19 protein-coding genes are annotated in these 17,145 nt (G+C 65.6%); 10 read left to right on the top strand and 9 right to left on the bottom strand.

Features of this window, described 5'->3' with window-relative positions; translation table 11 throughout:
• Positions 1 to 28 precede the first annotated feature (28 nt).
• The 3 genes from O4220_RS14555 to O4220_RS14545 are packed head-to-tail and all read right to left on the bottom strand — an operon-like array spanning position 29 to position 1,958.
• Positions 29 to 802: an ABC transporter permease gene (locus O4220_RS14555; RefSeq protein ID WP_269605314.1), complete on the bottom strand. Its 774-nt coding sequence runs from the start codon at positions 800 to 802 to the stop codon at positions 29 to 31.
• Complete coding sequence (locus tag O4220_RS14550; RefSeq protein WP_269605312.1) at positions 799 to 1,734, bottom strand: ABC transporter ATP-binding protein; 936 nt, start codon at positions 1,732 to 1,734, stop codon at positions 799 to 801. Before O4220_RS14550 ends, O4220_RS14555 begins: the two co-directional genes overlap by 4 nt.
• Complete coding sequence (locus O4220_RS14545; protein WP_080739160.1) at positions 1,731 to 1,958, bottom strand: hypothetical protein; 228 nt, start codon at positions 1,956 to 1,958, stop codon at positions 1,731 to 1,733. The genes O4220_RS14550 and O4220_RS14545 overlap by 4 nt, the downstream gene beginning before the upstream one ends.
• A gap of 167 nt (positions 1,959 to 2,125) precedes the next feature.
• Here O4220_RS14545 and O4220_RS14540 point away from each other — a divergent pair, with 167 nt between their 5' ends.
• The 4 genes from O4220_RS14540 to O4220_RS14525 are packed head-to-tail and all read left to right on the top strand — an operon-like array spanning position 2,126 to position 5,824.
• Positions 2,126 to 2,680: a CcdC protein domain-containing protein gene (locus O4220_RS14540; RefSeq protein ID WP_037154973.1), complete on the top strand. Its 555-nt coding sequence runs from the start codon at positions 2,126 to 2,128 to the stop codon at positions 2,678 to 2,680.
• The gene (locus tag O4220_RS14535) at positions 2,677 to 3,819 is read left to right on the top strand and encodes a sensor histidine kinase (protein WP_269605304.1); all 1,143 of its coding nucleotides are present in this window, start codon (positions 2,677 to 2,679) and stop codon (positions 3,817 to 3,819) included. Before O4220_RS14540 ends, O4220_RS14535 begins: the two co-directional genes overlap by 4 nt.
• A complete protein-coding gene (locus tag O4220_RS14530) occupies positions 3,816 to 4,463 on the top strand; it encodes a response regulator (protein ID WP_269605301.1) in 648 nt (215 codons plus the stop codon). Before O4220_RS14535 ends, O4220_RS14530 begins: the two co-directional genes overlap by 4 nt.
• A gap of 44 nt (positions 4,464 to 4,507) precedes the next feature.
• Complete coding sequence (locus tag O4220_RS14525) at positions 4,508 to 5,824, top strand: MFS transporter (RefSeq protein WP_269605299.1); 1,317 nt, start codon at positions 4,508 to 4,510, stop codon at positions 5,822 to 5,824.
• Here O4220_RS14525 and O4220_RS14520 read toward each other — a convergent pair.
• Positions 5,821 to 7,020, bottom strand: a complete 1,200-nt coding sequence (locus O4220_RS14520; protein WP_269605298.1) for a GNAT family N-acetyltransferase — start codon at positions 7,018 to 7,020, stop codon at positions 5,821 to 5,823. The genes O4220_RS14525 and O4220_RS14520 overlap by 4 nt on opposite strands.
• 75 nt (positions 7,021 to 7,095) lie before the next feature.
• Between O4220_RS14520 and O4220_RS14515 the strand changes: the two genes are divergently transcribed.
• Entirely contained in the window at positions 7,096 to 7,899 is an 804-nt protein-coding gene (locus tag O4220_RS14515) for a TrmH family RNA methyltransferase (protein WP_269605297.1), read from the top strand.
• A complete protein-coding gene (locus O4220_RS14510) occupies positions 7,896 to 8,165 on the top strand; it encodes a DUF2537 domain-containing protein (RefSeq protein WP_269605296.1) in 270 nt (89 codons plus the stop codon). The genes O4220_RS14515 and O4220_RS14510 overlap by 4 nt, the downstream gene beginning before the upstream one ends.
• Before the next feature lie 115 nt (positions 8,166 to 8,280).
• Here the strand turns inward: O4220_RS14510 and O4220_RS14505 are convergent, their stop codons facing one another.
• The 5 genes from O4220_RS14505 to O4220_RS14485 form a co-directional block, all read right to left on the bottom strand.
• Positions 8,281 to 9,051, bottom strand: coding sequence for a DUF6928 family protein (locus tag O4220_RS14505; protein WP_420030390.1), 771 nt, complete (start codon positions 9,049 to 9,051; stop codon positions 8,281 to 8,283).
• 84 nt (positions 9,052 to 9,135) lie between these two features.
• Entirely contained in the window at positions 9,136 to 10,029 is an 894-nt protein-coding gene (gene sepH, locus O4220_RS14500) for a septation protein SepH (protein WP_269605295.1), read from the bottom strand.
• 111 nt (positions 10,030 to 10,140) lie between these two features.
• Positions 10,141 to 10,812: a rhomboid-like protein gene (locus O4220_RS14495; protein ID WP_269605294.1), complete on the bottom strand. Its 672-nt coding sequence runs from the start codon at positions 10,810 to 10,812 to the stop codon at positions 10,141 to 10,143.
• A 96-nt stretch (positions 10,813 to 10,908) separates the two neighbouring features.
• Entirely contained in the window at positions 10,909 to 12,027 is a 1,119-nt protein-coding gene (gene serC / locus O4220_RS14490) for a phosphoserine transaminase (RefSeq protein WP_269605293.1), read from the bottom strand.
• Between the two features lie 87 nt (positions 12,028 to 12,114).
• The gene (locus tag O4220_RS14485; protein ID WP_269605291.1) at positions 12,115 to 13,233 is read right to left on the bottom strand and encodes a citrate synthase 2; all 1,119 of its coding nucleotides are present in this window, start codon (positions 13,231 to 13,233) and stop codon (positions 12,115 to 12,117) included.
• Between the two features lie 78 nt (positions 13,234 to 13,311).
• On the opposite strand from O4220_RS14485, the gene pdxH reads away from it, so the two are divergent.
• The 4 genes from pdxH to O4220_RS14465 are packed head-to-tail and all read left to right on the top strand — an operon-like array spanning position 13,312 to position 17,123.
• Positions 13,312 to 13,986: a pyridoxamine 5'-phosphate oxidase gene (pdxH, locus tag O4220_RS14480; protein ID WP_420030389.1), complete on the top strand. Its 675-nt coding sequence runs from the start codon at positions 13,312 to 13,314 to the stop codon at positions 13,984 to 13,986.
• A gap of 5 nt (positions 13,987 to 13,991) precedes the next feature.
• Positions 13,992 to 15,275, top strand: coding sequence for an MFS transporter (locus O4220_RS14475; RefSeq protein ID WP_269605427.1), 1,284 nt, complete (start codon positions 13,992 to 13,994; stop codon positions 15,273 to 15,275).
• Complete coding sequence (locus O4220_RS14470) at positions 15,259 to 16,188, top strand: aldose 1-epimerase family protein (RefSeq protein WP_269605289.1); 930 nt, start codon at positions 15,259 to 15,261, stop codon at positions 16,186 to 16,188. Before O4220_RS14475 ends, O4220_RS14470 begins: the two co-directional genes overlap by 17 nt.
• Positions 16,185 to 17,123, top strand: a complete 939-nt coding sequence (locus O4220_RS14465) for a carbohydrate kinase family protein (RefSeq protein WP_269605286.1) — start codon at positions 16,185 to 16,187, stop codon at positions 17,121 to 17,123. The genes O4220_RS14470 and O4220_RS14465 overlap by 4 nt, the downstream gene beginning before the upstream one ends.
• Positions 17,124 to 17,145: the final 22 nt, after the last annotated feature.

Below are 17,145 nucleotides of genomic sequence, written 5' to 3'. Positions count from 1 at the left end.
CCTTGCAGACGATCGATGGAGGTGTGATCTAGGACCGCGGTTCCCACCGAAAGTGCGTGCGGGCGATCAGTACGCTCCCGACGATCCAGGCGAGCATCACCGCGAGAGGCATTGCTGCCTCGCCGAACGTGCCGGCGAATCCGATCGACGCGTCGCCGGGCGTGGTGGTACCGAACCAGCCCAGATTCAACAGGTCCGACACGGCCGCCATCGGAGTCAGTTCGATGACCTTGCTGAGCGAATCCGGAAGAACGTCGCGCAGCAGCGACGAACCGGCCATGGCGATCAGGATCACCGGGAGGCTGGTGATCTGCGCCGCCTCGGCGTTGCGGGTGAAGGCAGAGGTGATCAACGCCAGCGCGGCGAACAGGGCCGCTCCGCCGAGAAGGGCAACGGCGACGAGCAGAGCATTGGTGGGAACCGGGCCGCCGAAGGCCAACACCACGGCGCCGACGATCAGACCGAGTGCGACGGTGAGGATCAGTGAGGGTATTGCCGGGCCGAGCAGAATCTGAACGTCCGAGCTCTCCCCGGTACGAAGTCGCTTGAGCACCAACTCGTCTCGACGTGTGGCGTAGATCGAGAGCATGTTGTAGTAGACCATGAACACCAACAGGAACAGGGCGAAGATCTCGAGCGCGGCGCCGACGCCGGTGTCGGTCAGTCCGTCGTCGCCCCGACTGCCGACGATCAGCAGCACGACGGGGAAGATCAACGGCATGACGACCGCGTTGAACAGCAGTACTCGGTTGCGTCCGAGCAGCGTGAACTCTGCTCGCGACAGGGCGGTCATCGTGCTCATGCGCTCATCACCTTCTGGTCTGTGAAGTCCGAATTGTCGAATTCATCTGCGATGGAAAGGAACACGGTCTCCAGCGACGCCGCTCGGGCGTCCAGGCCGTGGAGAATGACTCCATTGGTGCGGGCCCACACGAGCAGGTCGGTGAGCGTGTCCTGTACCGAGGACGTCTGGATCGAGATCGTGTCACCCGAGACGTCCATGGACGTGCCCGGCAGGGACGGCAGCGCCGTGCCGGGAGCCTTCAACTCGATCTTCGCCGGATGGTCGGCGACCACCTCGTCCACGGTGCCACTGCGAACAACCTTGCCGCGGTGCATGATCGCGAGTCGATCGCACAGCGACTCGGCCTCGTCCAGATAGTGCGTCGTCAACATGATCGTCACGCCGGAGTTCTTCAGCTCCTGAATCAACCGCCATGTGTTGCGGCGACTTTCGGGATCGAGACCGGTGGTCGGCTCGTCCAGGAACAGGATTCGCGGACGGCTGATGATCGCGCAGGCGAGGTCCAGCCTTCGCTGCTCGCCGCCGGAGAGAAACTTCACCCGAGTATCGGCGCGATCGGCCAGGTCGACTCGACCGAGCACCTCGGTCACCGGCAACGGATCGCTGCAGGTGCCGGCCCACATCCGTAGACTCTCGGCGGTCGTCAGATCCTGTGGCAGGCCACCCTTCTGCAACATGATGCCCAGCGCCGGGCGCACCTTACGGCGATCGGCCACAGGATCCATTCCCATGATCCGCACCGTGCCCTTGCTGGGCCGCGAAAGACCCTGAATCACTTCGAGAGTCGAGGTCTTGCCGGCACCGTTGGTACCCAGCAATCCGAACAGCTCACCCTCGGCGATATGCAGATCGAGAGCCTGGACTGCCTCGTACGCGTTCTTGCCCGAGCCGTAGCGACGAGTCATCCCGTCGACATCGATGATGGTCATGATTGCTTTCCCCACTGGCGCAGCCCGATGACGAACCGGACGCCCATGAAGGCGACGATGACGCCGAGTGCGACGAACGCCGGAAGCGACGTACCGACGATCGCGAACAACACGGCGACAATCGCGAGACTGATGACGATGACGACGATCTCACGCGCCATCGTCGGAGCCGGTCCGAGCTCCATCAGATCGGTGAACAGATTTCCTTCGTCTGGTTGCTTCATGACTACGAGTCTGCTGCGCCCGGACCACCGAAAACAGTGCAGCGCATCATGACCTGAGGTGACACCGTCACGGTCCAGCCATGACAAAAGTCATGACTGTCGTTCTCCACCCGATCTCCACCCGTGGGTCGATTCGCCACCATCGCGATGTTCGTAGCGTTACTGCCATGAACATCGCAACGATTGCTCTCGTAGTCCTTCTGGTCGGATATCTGCTGGTGCGGCGCATGACCGGCCAGCTCATGGAAGCCCGGCGCATGCTGGTGCTGCCGGCGATTCTGGCCCTCGTCGGGTTGGCATCGCTGAACTCGACGGACCTGTCGGCCACAGCTATCGGGTTCCTCCTCCTCGGCTGCATCGTCGGCGTGGGCTTCGGGGTGATCCGCGGCTACACCGTCAGAATCTCCGAGCGGGACGGGACGGCCTGGATGCGGTACTCGGTCGCCTCGATCGGCCTGTGGATCGCCGCCATCGCCATCCGCGTGCTGCTCATTCCGGTGGAGAGCGCCATCGATCCGACTGCGGCGTCCGTCGCCGGTCAGGCCACGATGCTGGCCGTGGGCATCGGATTCCTCGCCGAGTCGATCGCCGTTCTCTACCGCGCCATGCACTCCGACGCCACCATCGTCTGGCGCGCCGACAAATCCGGTCACCACACCACGTCGCCTACGCTGACCGACATGCACAATCGGGTTCGCGGCGGCGGAGCGAAGATTCGGTGACATCGGCACCCAACCCCGACGTACGGTTGCCCACGCTCGACAGCCTCAGGCTGTCGAGCCGGCCGTATGTCGCGGCCGTCGTGATCGTCGCGGCCTTCGCCACATCGGACCTGAGCAATCCGCTTCTGCTCGCGCTGCTCGTCGTCAACAGTGCCCTGCTACTGGCATCGGCGATTCCGCGGCGGTTCGTCGGTCCGCGTTCGTCTCTGGTCGGTGCGGGTGTCGCACTGGTCGCGTCTGCAACGATGCTGCCCCTCGGGGGAGCTACGGCGTCGACCATCTTTCCGTTTCTGATTGCGGGACATGCAGGGTGGCGATTCAGGCCGTCGATCTCGTTCCCGTTCGCGATCTCGCTCAGCGTGGCGTGCGCAACCTCACTGTGGATCGCCGAGCACAATGGTGTCGACGGATGGCCCTGGGCAGCAGGGTTGTTCGCGGGTTGGCCGGTGCTGATCGGGTACTCACGGCGCAGTCGGCTGGACGCGCTGCGTAATGCGCGCCGCGCCACCGATGCCGAACTCCGCGAGCATGCCCTGGCCGAGCGAGCCCGCATCGCCCGCGACATTCACGACGTTCTCGCGCACTCGCTGTCCGGGGTCAACATGCAACTCGAAGTCGCCGACGCGTTGCTCGACGCCGGCCGTGCCGAGGAGGCCAGAGCGGCACTGGGCAAGGCGCAGAGCCTCGTTCGGGAAGGACTCACCGAGACCCGCCGTGCCGTGCAGACTTTGCGTCAGGATGCGCTACCCCTCGTGCCGACGTTGGCCGCTCTCGTGGGCGAGGACGCGAGCTTCCGTGTCGACGGCACGGCTCGCGATCTCGATACTCCGCAGGCACAGTTCATGGTTCGGTGCGCGCAGGAAGCGCTGACCAATGCGCGCACCCATGCTCCCGGTGCCGCAGTGGACGTGGTGCTTCGGTTCGGTGACGAGAAAGTGGAGCTGACGATCGCGAACGGCCCGGCCCCGTCCCCACCGGACAGAGTGGAGAGCACAGGAATGGGGCTTGTCGGAATGCGCGAGCGCGCTGCCCTCGTGGGCGGGGCGGTCACTGCCGGTCCCGACGGGCCAGGCTGGGTCGTGCGTGCCGAAGTACCTCTGCACAACCGCGCCGAACCGGATACGGAAACGAGAGCATGAGCATGCGGATAGTGATCGCCGACGATCAGGCGTCGGTGCGCGAGGCGCTGGCCACGATGTTGGACCTGATCGAGGACATCACCGTGGTTGCGACCGCTGCCGACGGAGCGAGCGCGGTCACCGAGGTGACTGCGGCGATGAGCGCGGATCACCTCGACGTGGTGCTGATGGATCTGCGGATGCCGGGGACCGACGGGATCGAGGCGACGCGAATCCTGAAGGGGCTCTTTCCGGATCTACCCGTCGTGGTGTTGACGACCTTCTCGGACGAACGCTCGATACTCGATGCACTCGGCGCAGGCGCACGCGGATATCTCACCAAGGACGCCGGACGGGTCGAGATCGCGGCGGCATTGCGAGCGGCCGCAGCTGGGCAGGCGGTGCTGAACCCGGAGGTCCAGGCGCGATTGCTCGGAGCGATCGAAGCGCCTCGCGCGCAGCAGATCCCGGCCGGGCTGACGCCTCGCGAGGTGGACGTCCTGCGCGCGATCGCTGCGGGCCTTTCGAATCGGGAGATCGCTCAGCAGATGTTCGTCAGCGAGGCGACGGTCAAGACTCACATCAATCATCTGTTCGCCAAGGCGCAACTACGTGACCGGGCTCAGGCCGTGCACTTCGCATTCACTCACGGTCTGGCGGGTTGAGCGGCTCACCTGCGTGAACGCACGCGTTCGGGTACTTTCAGCTCGTGAATCGCACCGACCCGGCAGCCGGCCCCGGCCGTCGTACGCAAGTGCGCGTCATTCTGGCGGGCTCGGTGCCGAACCTCGTGCAGTGGTTCAACCTGTATCTCTACGCGACATTCGCGCCGTACTTTCGGACGGAGTTCTTCGATCCGGCCTCGACGAACTCACTCGTGTACGTCTACGGACTCTTCGCATTGACCTTCGTCGTACGCCCGCTCGGCTCGTGGTTGTTCGGCAGGCTCGCGGACGTGCGAGGCCGACAGTTCGCGCTCGTCGCAGCAGTCACGCTGATGTCGGCCGGATCGGTTGCTCTGGCGGTCACTCCCACGGTCCACGAGATCGGTGCCTGGGCGGCGGTGATCCTCGCGGTCGTGAGCATCGTCCAAGGCATCGCAACCGGCGGCGAATACGCGGCGGCGACGGTGTTGCTCTCCGAGTCGGGCACGCGCGGTCATCGCGGATTCTTCGCCTCGTTCCAGGCCGCGACCATCGTCGGCGGCCTCGTGCTCGCGCAGACGTCTCTACTCGTGCTGCTCGCGAGCACAGATCGAGCGGCAATCTCCGAGTGGGGCTTTCGCCTTGCGTTCGCCGCGGGAGGCGCGGCCGGCCTGGCGTCGCTGTGGTGGGCGCGCGGGCTCGATCGTGCCCCGCGAGAACCGACGGCACCCCTGGCAGACCGGGACGCCAAGATGGGAGCGCTGTTTCGCGATCACTGGCGTCCGCTGATGTGGGTGTTCCTGCTGACCGCGGGCGGTAGCGCGGCGTTCTACACCTACACCGTCACGGTTCCTTCGATCGTTCGCGAGACGTTCTTCGCCGCGGGCGGGGCCAGGGGAGAGCTCATCGCTACCGGCCTCGTGCTCGCTGCTTTTGTGGTGCTCATGGTGCTGCAGCCGGTCGGTGGTGCACTGAGCGACCGCATCGGCAGAAAGCCCCTGCTCGTCGTATTCGGGGCGCTGGGGATACCCGCAACCGGGGCGTTGGTGCCGGCGGTCGCACATCTCGCATCCCCACTTGCTGTCCTCGTCATCCTGGTGAGCGCGTTTCTCGTCCTCACGTGCTACCTGTCCGTGAACGGCATCGCCAAGGCGGAAGTGTTTCCCCCGCACATCCGAGCCCTGGGCGTCGGCTTCGGTTACGCCGTGGCGAACTCTCTCTTCGGGGGCACGGCACCGTTGATCTACCACGCCACGAGCAGTCACGGCAGTGTCGAATTCATCGCCTACATGGCCGTGCTGCTCGCGGTGACGCTGTGCGCCGCCCTTCGGATGCAGGGCGGCTCGGCGACCGCGCTCGACAAGCCGATCAGCTCGCGCTAGAAACCCCAGCCCATGACGGCCGGGCGCGCAGTTCCGAACGTCAGGTCCAGCGCGTGCAGAGATTCCTCGTTGCGGGCCGTGAGGCGGTTGGCCGCGGCGAACAATCGAGCCCGGTGGGTGCCGAAGTAGATGCTGGCGAGCACATCGATGTCGAGTTCGATGTCCGGTTCGGATTCCACTCGGGTGCAGGTCGCTGTGCCATCGGTCACGGTGAACGAATAGGTACCGCCCGCTTCGAGGAACGGATCTCGGACGGCGATGATCAGCGACGTGTCGAGAGCGTAGGTACGCGCCTCCAGCGCTGCCTCGACGTGCATGATGCGGGCCCACAGAGCGTCGTGGTGAGCCGTGACCTTCGGTAGCCGGTTGTTGGTCAGCAGGAACGGCAGTGCTTCGTCCCGTGCCTGCCGGACTTCGATGGTGTCGACCAGGTCGACTCCCACCAGGATCTGCCACAGCGCGGCGTACGCGTCGTCGGTCACGGAGATGAATTCCTCCACCACCACTCGGCTGGGGTTGCGCCCGCGGCGGTAGGCGACGTACCCGTCGGCATGGACGATGAAGAACAGTGCGGTCAGTCCGCCGCGTCGGTTCTCGCGATCGGCGAAAAAGCGCTCCCAGCGGATCGGCGGCTTGGGCTGCGCGCCTGCGGTCTGCTGCTGCCACCGGTGGTAGATGTCCGGGAGCAGTTCGTTGGCCTCGGCCGATTCGATCAGCCGCACACCCGTCGCCGGGGGAGCATCCTTGCGAAACTGAGCGAACCGACGGTCGATCGAGACGCTGATTTCCTCGGTCACCGGCCCGTACCCGAAGCGTCCGTAGATCGTCGCCTCGCTGGCCGTCAGCAGAGACAGCGGCGCACCCGCGTCGTTCAGAGCCCGGTGCTGCTGGGTGAACATCGATCGCAGTATGCCGCGTCGGCGATGCGTCGGTGCGACCGACACCCAGGAGACTCCCGACGCCTCGACCTGCGCGCCGCCTGGAACGGTCACCGACATCGGGAAGTGCATGGCGACACCCACCGGGGTCTCGCCGTCCCATGCCAGGTACACGTGCTCGGACTTGGTCAGGATCTGCGTCTCGGCAAGATCCTCGGCGTTCTGGTGCTCGCCGAACGCGTGGGCGTCGAGTAGCGCGACGGCATCCCAGTCGTGGTCGGAGGCGGTGCGGATGGTGATCGATTCGTCGGTAGTCATCGCTCTTTACTTTTCCATACAGAAGTAGGCCTTCGCCGAGGGACTGCCAGAAATGCCGGGTGACAAGATGAGCAGGTGGTTCATGTAATCGATGTCGACGATCCTCTCGACCCCCGGCTGGACGATTTCCGCGACCTCAACTCCTCGGACAGGCGGCCCGATCTGCCCGAGGGCAAGGGCTTGGTGATCGCCGAGGGGGTGCTGGTTGCGCAGCGCCTGTTGACCTCGCGTTTTCCGATGATCAGCCTGCTCGGCGTGGATCGACGGCTCGACGCGTTGCGCGACGACCTTGCCGAATCGGATGTTCCGTTCTATCGAACCTCGGCCGAGGTGATGGCCGAGGTCGTCGGCTTCCATCTCAATCGTGGAGTGTTGGCGGCGGCGAACAGGCCGCCGGCCCTCGATCTGGACGAGGTGCTGGTCGGCGCGAAAACGGTGGCGATTCTCGAGGGCGTCAACGACCACGAGAATCTCGGGTCGATGTTCCGGAATGCGGCCGGCCTCGGCGTCGATGCTGTGCTGTTCGGTGCCGCGTGCGCGGATCCGCTGTACCGGCGGTCGGTACGGGTGTCGATGGGGCATGTGCTGCGTGTGCCCTTCGCCAAGGTGCCCGAGTGGCCGCGTGGCCTCGATAGTGTTCGCGCGCATGGTTTTCAGCTGATCTCACTGACGCCCAATCCCGAGGCCGTTTCGCTGGCGACGGCGATGACGGGGGAGAAGGTCGCATTGCTGCTCGGCGCAGAGGGCCCGGGTCTGACCGAACATGCCATGCGTGCCACGGACATTCGCGCTCGCATTCCGATGGCACCGGGCACGGATTCACTCAACGTCGCGACAGCGGCGGCAATGGGATTCTACGAACGGGTGCGTCTGACGTGACCGATCGCGACCCTGGCGTTCGCTGGACCGGTCTTCCGATCGCCTTGATCTCGGCGACACTGGTGGCAGTCGCACTGACGGCATTCGGCCTGGAACTGGCCAGAATTCAACCGCTGCTCGCGATCGGCTTGAACATCATCGTCGTGGCAGGCGCAGCCCCGACGGTCCTGCGGTGGCTCGCAATCCCGATCTGGCGCTGGGCCGTCTACGGTGCGAGCGCCGGCGCGCTACTGAGCTTCGTCGCACTGGCGGCCCTGGCCTTCTGAAGTTCGCCGGGCACCCGGAGCGGGCACGGTTGCGCACTACCGGCGACGAGCGGCGGAAACCCGTCGATCAGCGGTCGTAGCGTGCAATGGTGCCCACCCTGGAAGGGCGAGGCATCTATTTGCGCGAGAACCAACGCTTCTTCGGTCGCGGTGCCGTCTGGTCCGAGGCGTCCGGCACGGGAGCCTGGCCACTCGAACCGTTCGAGCCTCGGCTCTGCTGGTTCGGCGGCGGTGGCTCCTGCCCGGGAACGTACATCGTGAAGCCGCAGACCGGCAGTGTGGCCGGATCGAATTCACCGGGGTGCGGGGCACCGGTGTAGCGGAATCCGAGCCACTGGGCGTTGGCGGCCTCGGCGAATTCCTGCGGGTGAAACGGCAGCGATTGAGGATCCGGCATCACTCCGGGGGGATAGATCAGCGGATGCTCACCGGCCCAGAACGACCGCTCCCACACCAGCGGCAGGCCCGCGTCCTCGTAGATGTACACCGGAGTAGCGCTGAACGATCGCCGAAATTCACCGCGTTCCCAGTACGCGAACGCGCCCCACGCGTGCTGGGGATCCGATGCGACGAGGTAGGTGTGCTCGGATGCCAGAGGGCGAGTGAAGGATTCGGGAAGCGTCGACGGTGTCGGTACCGAGATATTGGACCCGCACACCACGGTCACGCCTGGATAGCAGCCGATGAAGACGTGATCGTCGTCCACACCTGCCGATGTCGATATCGGACCCTGGGCGAGGGGCACAGCGGTCAGATGGGGGTACAGGCGGCCGACGAGGGCCGTTGCAGCATTCCAGTCCGAGGTGGTCGCCTCTCGGAGGACAGAAATCGGATCCGGTGTGTCCACGTACCAGATCGTTGACGCTTTGGCCCCCACTGCCGGCACCTCTCTCTCCGTAAGCTTCGTCGGAAGCCTACGGCGTGAGCGTCGGCAATTTGTCACCGAGCGGTAAATCGGTCATGGAAGAAGTCAGTTGTGACCGCTGCTACGGACGCCGAGCAAGACGTCTTCCCAGGACGGCATGGCCGGTTTGCCGCGTTTGTCCTTACCGCCGTGACCGGGTGCAGCCTTGGGTGCGGGCTTGGGGTCTCTGGCCACCGGCTCGCGCGGCTGATCGACTTCGGGTGCGGGGGTCTCGTCGGCCTCGAGCTCGACGGTCTCGGCGTCCAGTTCGCTGTCCGAGGTGGTTCCGTAGTACTCGTCGAAGCTCTGCTGCGAGGCCTCGTCGTCTGCCGCTGCGGGAGCGAGGGCGCGTACCGGAGCCAGGCCACGCAGTTGGCGTCCGAAGTCGGGATCGATCAATTCGTGTGCGGTGTCGTCGAGCGGCGCGATGGTGCCGCCGTGCCCGTCGGGCAGGAACTGCCAGTGCGCCTTGTTGGTGGTGCGTCCCGCCTGCCACTTAAGCTGTGCGACCCACTTGTTGTCCTCGTCGCGCCACGCGTCCCACTCGGCGTCGTCGAGATTGTGGCCACGAGCGCGGAAGGCGAGGGTAACGATGTCGAGCAGAGTCTGGACAGCGGGTCCGTCGTGGCGCAGCGGATGACCGGCCTGAGCCATCGATGCGGCCTGCGAGCGCTCCAGCAGAACGGGGTGAGCGAACACCTCGACGCGGCTGATGGCCATTCCGGAATCGGCGGCGACCTGTTCGATGGTCGCTCCACTCCGAATTCGAGCCTGAATTTCCTTCGGCCGAAGCAAGCTGTCCATTTCGATCTCAATCTGTCCTAGTCGAGCGATGTCGCCGCGAGAGGCCGCGCGGAGTTTGTCGTCGGCCGGAAGCCGGAATCTGTCGCCGGTCTTGGGATCTGCGCACACGACGAACTTTCCGTCGGCCTCGAGACCCACCACGTGTAAGTCTCGCACTGTGACCTCCTCATCGCGCCGGCTCGCGATACCGTCGAATTCGACCCTAGTTCACCCGATGGTTTCGGTGGGTGTTCGACACGCATCGCTCCGCCGGCGATCGTTTCTCCATCAGAGAGTAGACAGCTCCGGGCTCGGGTGCACTCGATCGGCCGATGTTGCGTCAATTGCCTTGTGACGCAACACCGATGCGTCCCGCTGTAAGTACAACGCGCCCAGGCCGAGGCCGATGCTCAGGGCGATCGCGTGTCCGACGGCGGTGAACGACAGGTTCGATAGTCCGCTGACGGCGACGACCGCGATCCAGAGTGCGGCCCAGCCCAGCCGCCACGGCATCGGCAGGTAACGAATCATGGACCCGGCCACCGCTGCTGCTGCGTAGCTGACCCCGACGTCGACTGCCATCGCCAGTGAGTCGGCAAACCAATCGACGCGTATGCCGATGAACAGTCCGACGGCAACAAGTGCCGTCGCGCCGATGTGGCCGGCGCTGAACGTGAGAAGGAACCGTCGCCAACCGGACATCCATTCGGCGACGGCAAACAAGAATGCGACTCCGGCAAGCCACAGCCAGTTCACCCGACCCTCGGTGAGGAAGACGCTCGTGACGAGGGTGGCAAGGTGGCCGTCGGTCAGATTGTGCAGGTTGGTGCTCGCCGCATGCAGCACGTGCCAGCGATCGTGCGGCCCGATCTGTCCGAGCGCTACCGTGCCTGCCACCGCGAGGGCGCAATAGACCAGTGTCACGCGAATCCGCAGCGCGAGTGCCAGGAGCCTGAACATACGAGCGCTCCCTCCGAGGTCGTTACGCTTGCGTACTTGAATGCAAGTGTATGCCTCGAAGGGAGCACCCCAGCTGGGAGCTTGCTGGCAACTAGCTCACAGCGCGGAGACGACCCAGTCGATGCTCTTCGTCAGTGCGGTGATGTCGTCCGGCTCGATTGCGGGGAACATACCGACACGCAACTGGTTGCGGCCGAGCTTGCGATAGGGCTCGGTGTCGACGACGCCGTTGGCGCGCAGGATCTTCGCAACCTGGGCTGCGTCGACCTTCTCGTCGAAGTCGATGGTTCCGACAACCTGGCTGCGGTGATCCGGGTTGGTCACGAACGGCGTTGCGAACTCGCTCTTCTCGGCCCAGTCGTACAGGCGCGAGGACGAATCGGCGGTGCGCGCAGTGGCCCAGTCCAGGCCGCCCTTGCCGTTGAGCCACTCGATCTGATCCGCGAACAGCAGCAGTGTCGCCACTGCGGGGGTGTTGTAGGTCTGGTCCTTGCTGCTGTTGTCGACGGCGATGGGTAGAGACAGGAAGTCCGGAACCCAACGGCCGCTGGAGGCGATCTCGTCGACGCGGGCGAGCGCGGCCGGGCTCATCAGCGCGACCCACAGGCCGCCGTCGGCGGCGAAGCATTTCTGCGGCGCGAAGTAGTAGACGTCGGAATCGGCGACGTTCACTGGAAGACCGCCGGCACCGGAGGTGGCGTCGATCGCGACGAGGGCGTTCTCCGAGCCGGCCGGACGGCTGACCGGGATGGCCACGCCTGTGGACGTCTCGTTGTGGGCCCAACCGATGAGGTCGACGGACGGGTCGGAGGTGGGCTCGGGTGCACTGCCCGGCTCGGCCTTGACGACGATCGGATCGCCGATGAAGGGGTTGTTCTTGGCCACCGAGGCGAACTTCGAGCTGAACTCGCCGTTGGTGAGGTGCAGCGACTTCTCGCGGATGAGTCCGAACGCAGCGGCGTCCCAGAACGCCGTCGTGCCACCGTTCCCGAGCACCACCTGGTAGCCCTCGGGGAGCGAGAACAGGTCCTTCAAGCCACTGCGTACGCGTCCGACGACGTCCTTGACGGGCTTCTGCCGGTGGCTGGTGCCGAACACGGACGCGCCGACGTCGACCAGGGATTGCAGCTGCTCAGGGCGTACCTTGGACGGGCCGCAACCGAAGCGTCCGTCGGCGGGCAGGAGATCGGCGGGAATGATCGGCAAATCAGCCATGGAGTAGCGCGTCCTAGCGTCGATGGAATATGGCACCCGGAAGGTTAGTCGAAAGCCAAGCGTAGTCGGGTGCCACGGCTTCCTCGACTACCGGATCAGCTCCCAGCCGTCGACGGAGTCGGGGGTGCGTGGTTCGGGGCCGGTGTAGAGGGCGGCGGGGCGCACCAACTTGCCCAGGCGCTTCTGCTCGAGGATGTGAGCGCACCAGCCTGCGGTGCGACCGCAGGTGAACATGGCAGGCATCATGTGGGCCGGCACCTCGGCGAAGTCGAGGATCACCGCGGCCCAGAATTCGACGTTGGTCTCGATGGCGCGGTCGGGGCGGCGTTCACGCAGTTCGGTCAGCGCGGCCTGTTCGAGCGCGGCAGCAACCTCGTAGCGAGGTGCGTTCAGCCGCTTCGCAGTAGCGCGCAGCACGCGGGCGCGGGGGTCCTCGGCGCGGTAGACGCGATGCCCGAAGCCCATGAGCTTTTCCTTGCGATCCAGGATGCCGGTGATCAGGGCGCGAGCGTCGCCGGTCTTCTCGACCTCCTCGATCATCGGCAACACGCGTGCGGGCGCACCGCCGTGCAGAGGGCCCGACATCGCGCCGATGGCACCGGAGAGGCAGGCGGCGACGTCTGCCCCGGTCGAGGCGATGACGCGGGCGGTGAACGTCGATGCGTTCATGCCGTGTTCGGCGGCCGAGACCCAGTACGCGTCGATCGCTGCGACGTGAGCGGGGTCGGGTTCGCCCTTCCAGCGGACCATGAAGCGTTCGGTGACGGTCGCAGCCTGATCGATGCGGCTCTGTGGGACGGCGGGCTGGTAGATGCCCCGAGCGGACTGGGCGACATAGGACAGGGCCATCACCGAGGCGCGGGCGAGGTTGTCGCGGGCGGTGGTGTCGTCGATGTCGAGCAGCGGCTGGTAGCCCCAGATGGGCGCGAGCATCGCCAGGCCGGCCTGGACGTCGACGCGCACGTCGCCGGTGTGAATCGGTAGGGGGAAGGGCTCGGCCGGTGGGAGGCCACGCCCGAACTCGCCGTCGACGAGAAGGGCCCAGACGTCGCCGAAGGTGACGTTCTGCGCGACGAGTTCTTCGATGTCGACACCGCGGTAGCGCAGTGCGCCGCCGTCCTTGTCGGGTTCGGCGATGTCGGAGGTGAAGGCGACGACGCCTTCGAGACCGGAGACGAAATCCTCGGGAACGTGTTGAACAGCCATGGCCTGTGGACTCCCTCGTCGCGTTTGCGCCCGGCTCTGCGCCGCATCCGGGCGTACTGTGCCAGAACCATAGCGAGCATGTACGCGGGAGTAGCGTCTGGGTTCGTGTCTGCAGATGAACAGCGCCTGGCGCACATGCGGGTCGACTACGGCGAGCCCGACGACCTCGATGTCGACGCTCTGGCCGGCGGGTGGTTCCCGCTGGCACAGCAGTGGTTGGCCGACGCGGTGGCGGCAGCTCTTTCCGAGCCCAACGCCATCGTGTTGGGGACGGTCGACGAGGCAGGCAGACCCGCTACTCGCACCGTGCTGTGCAAGGGTCTCGATGCCGACGGCGTGGTGTTCTACACCAATTACGACTCGGACAAGGGCCGTGCGCTCGCCGTGAATCCCTACGCGTCGGTGACCTTCCCGTGGATCGCGAGCGCCCGGCAGCTCACCGTGCGCGGTCCGGTGGTCAAGGTCGACGCCGAGACCACCGAAACCTATTGGCGCACCAGGCCGCGCGGCTCGCAGCTGGGCGCATGGGCGTCCGAGCAGTCCCGACCCGTCGGCTCGCGGCAAGACCTGGCCGCCAAGCTGGCCGAGGTCACCGCAACGTTCGACGGCCTCGATGTACCGGTGCCCCCGAATTGGGGCGGCTTTCGTGTCGAGCCCGAGACGGTCGAATTCTGGCAGGGCCGAACCAGCCGCATGCACAACAGGATTCGCCTGACGGTGGCAAGTGGTGTGATCGAGCGTCTGCAGCCGTGAGCGGGTTGCGCGGCATTCTTGCCGATACGACACCGTTGAAGACCCCGGCCTACCGTCGGCTGTGGCTGGCGAACATCGTCACCGTCATCGGTGCTCAACTCTCCATTGTTGCTGTGCCGCAACAGGTATTTCAGATCACGCTGAGCTCTGCCTATGTAGGCCTGACGGGTGTGTTCGCCCTCGTGCCGCTCATCGTGTTCGGTCTGTGGGGCGGCGCGCTGGCCGATGTGATGGACCGCCGCACCCTGCTGATGATCACCACGTGCGGTCTGATCGGAACATCCGCTCTCTTCTGGCTACAGGCGTTCCTCGGCGTGAACAACGTCTGGATCATTCTGGTGCTCTTGGCAGTTCAGCAGGCATTCTTCGCGGTGAATCAGCCGACCCGCAGCGCGATTCTGCCCAGGATTCTGCCGGCAGAACAGCTACCCGCTGCGAACTCTCTGAACATGACGGTGTTCAACTTCGGTGCGATCGCCGGCCCACTGAGTGCAGGCATCCTGATCTACTACATCGGGCTCGAGACCCTCTACCTGATCGACACCATCGCGCTGTTCGCAACGCTGTGGGCCGTGATCCGGCTGCCGGGAATTCCGCCGGCGAAGTCGGGTCAGCGAGCCGGATTACGTTCGGTGTTCGACGGTTTCGCCTATCTCGCCACCCAGAAGGTGCTGCTGGCATCCTTCGTCGTCGACATCATTGCCATGGTGTTCGGTATGCCCAGGGCTCTCTTTCCACAGATCGCACACGAGAGCTTCGGCGATCCGGCGTCGGGCGGGCCGGTGCTGGGCATGCTGTTCGCGGCGATGTCCGCGGGCGCGGTGGTGGGTGGAGTGTTCTCGGGCTGGCTTCCACGAGTGCGCAGGCAAGGCCTGGCGGTGCTGATCTGCATCGTCGTGTGGGGCGTGGCGATGATCGGGTTCGGCGTCGCCGTAGGCGCAGCCACCGATGGGGCGACCGCCGTTGCCCTGTGGTTCGCGCTGGCGTTCCTGGCCCTCGGCGGCGGGGCCGACATGATTTCGGCGGCGTTCCGCAGCACGATGCTGCAAACCGTTGCGACCGACGAGATGCGCGGCCGACTGCAAGGTGTCTTCATCGTCGTCGTCGCGGGCGGGCCTCGCATCGGTGACGTGCTGCACGGCGCTGCAGCCGCGTCGGTGGGGACGGCAGCCGCCGCGGCAGGCGGCGGCGTACTGGTCGTCATCGGTGTCTCGATCGCTGCGTTGGCGCTTCCGGCATTCATTCGCTACCGAGTGGGTGTGGTGGTGAACAATGGCGGTCATGGCTGACGCACAGACCTACTCGTTGACGAGCGGAAAGTATCGGGCAGACATCGCTGCCGTCGGAGCGGGCCTGCGGGTTCTCGAGTACGACGGCGCAGCGCTCACCGAGACCTGGGACGCGGGCAGCAAGCCGCCGCTGTCGGCGGGACTGGTGTTGGCCCCATGGCCCAACCGAACGGCCGACGGGACGTTCTCCTTCGAAGGCGTCGAACATCGGTTGGAGATCAGCGAGCCCTCACGGAACAACGCCAGCCACGGATTCGTCCGCAAGGTGGCATGGACTCTGGTCGACCACAACGACAATCGCGTCGAGCAGAGCGTGGACGTCGGGACGCACGAGGGATGGCCGTTCTCGTTGACGGTGACCGTGGTGCACGAGCTGTCGGCGGACGGTCTCACCGTGACCGCGTCCGCGAAGAACACCGGTGCTTCGGCCGCGCCGTACGGGATGGGTTTCCACACCTACGTCCGAGTGGGGGATGTGCCGCTCGACGAGTGCACGCTCGAGCTCTCCGCCGGGACCCGGCTGCCGCTCGATCCGGTGCGCAATCTGCCCGTGGGTAATTCCGTTGCGACGGCCGATACCGAGTACGACTTCCGGGAGCCGCGCACGCTGCAGGGCGTGCAGCTGGACACCCCGTTCAGTGCGTCGCTGCCCGACGGCGACGGTCGTGCGAACCATGTTCTGCGTGGCCCCGACGGCACCGCGACAGTGTTGTGGACCGACTCGAGTTTCGGCTGGGTGCAGGTGTTCACCGCCGATCCGGCCAACGATCAGGCCTATCCCGACCGAGGGCGGGCGTTGGCGATCGAACCGATGACCTGCCCACCCGATGCGTTGAACTCCGAGATCGATCTGATCGTGCTCGAGCCGGGGCAAACCTGGTCGGGCACCTGGGGAATGAGGTACGAGAAGTGACGATTCTGGTGTGCGGCGAAGCGTTGGTCGACCTGGTCCCGGTGCACGAGGGGCCGCTGCTGTCGCCCAAACTCGGCGGCGGACCGTTCAACGTCGCCGTTGCGATCGGTCGATTGGGTTCGCCCGTGGCGTATCTCTCCCGCATCTCGCGTGACTCGTTCGGCGAGCAGATCCTGGCGAGTCTGCGCGACGCGGGCGTCGACATCTCGTGGGTTCAGCGCGGCGACGAGCCGACCACCTTGGCGATGACCACCCTCGCCGAGGACGGCAGCGCCGAATACTCGTTCTATGCCGATGGCACCGCCGATCGGCTCGTGGCAGATCCCGGCGATCTCCCGGACGAGATCAGCGTCCTTTCGTTCGGCACGTTGTCTCTGCTCTACGAGCCCGGCGCGTCGATGTACGCGGGATTGCTGCATCGGGCGCGGGCGGCGGGCAAGCTGACGATGCTCGACCCCAACATCCGGCCGGCCGCCATCGACAGCACCAGCGGCGACATCACCGCCGACGGTTTCCGAGACCGTTTCCGCTCGTGGCTGCCGAGCATCGACATCCTCAAGGTGTCCGAGGACGACTCGTACTGGCTGGGGCTGGGAACGCAGGGGACCACCGTCGACGACTGGCTCGCGGCCGGGGTCACCGCTGTTGTCATGACGCGTGGCGGCGACGGAATTTCGGTCTTCACTGCAGACGACGAGATCTCGGTGCCGGGTGTGGCCGTCGACGTCGTCGACACGATAGGCGCTGGTGACACCGTGCACGGGGCTCTGCTGAGCTTTTTGCAGAAGGAGACCATTATCACATCGAACGCGGTGAAGGCGATGAGCAAGCAAGATTGGCAACAAGCGCTCGAGTTCGCCGCGAAGGCAGCGGCAATCACGGTTTCGCGCCCCGGTGCCGACCCTCCCTGGGCGTCCGAGGCGTCGAGAGACTAGTTTCACTATCGACGTAAGAACT

It is taken from the genome of Rhodococcus ruber (assembly GCF_027270735.1).
Classification (GTDB): Bacteria; Actinomycetota; Actinomycetes; order Mycobacteriales; family Mycobacteriaceae; genus Rhodococcoides; species Rhodococcoides rubrum_A.
This window is presented reverse-complemented; position numbering and strand designations above follow the sequence as displayed.